1 pseudogene is annotated in these 658 nt (G+C 54.6%); it reads right to left on the bottom strand.

Annotated features, from left to right (window positions below):
* Window positions 1-624 (bottom strand): annotated as a pseudogene (locus A7X77_RS32900) (AAA family ATPase); the annotation flags it as partial.
* Window positions 625-658: the final 34 nt, after the last annotated feature.

Genomic DNA, 658 nt, shown 5'->3' with positions numbered 1-658 from the left:
AAGGTTGCCTGGAACGAGGTCGAGATTCGCGAAATAAGTCTTCTTGATCACGTCGGAGAGGGGACGTCGCTCATTATCATCCCGAACAGCGCCATATAGGGTGTCGTTCTGATCGACGTCGAATTCAGGCTGATAACCGTGAAGTGCTGATAAGCTTGCCTGCGGATCCAGGTCCACAGCAAGGACCCTATGGCCGTTCAGTGCGAGGTACTGGGCGAGATGAGCGGCGGTAGTGGTTTTGCCACTTCCTCCTTTGAAATTCACAACCGCAATAACCTGCACATGTTCAGCACCGGAACGGCGAGGGGAGTAACGCCTGTCGCCCTTGCCATTAACCTCAAGATACTCTCGGAGAGCCTGGATCGTTTCGATGGAATAGGAGCGTCTTCCTGCCGGGCCGACCTCAGGCTGAGGCCCTTTGCCTTCGAGCGACAGATGGCGGAGATAACCATCATTGACTCCAATGAGCTTGGCTGCCTCCGTGGAAGAAAACGACCTTAGGGTTTTGCGCGCTTCCGGCGGATAAAGTTTGAGGCGATGCTAATGGAGCCGCGCCGAAAGATCTCGCGCATGCGCTCCGATGAGCTTATGGATTGCCTTCTGAAGCTTAGCGGGATTGTTCACGTCGCCCTCTCGTACACACGGGAATTTTCGTAAA

This window comes from Rhizobium bangladeshense (assembly GCF_001662075.1).
Taxonomy (GTDB): Bacteria; Pseudomonadota; Alphaproteobacteria; order Rhizobiales; family Rhizobiaceae; genus Rhizobium; species Rhizobium bangladeshense_B.
Note: the sequence above shows the minus strand (reverse complement) of the source record. Positions and strands in the feature narration are given on the sequence as shown.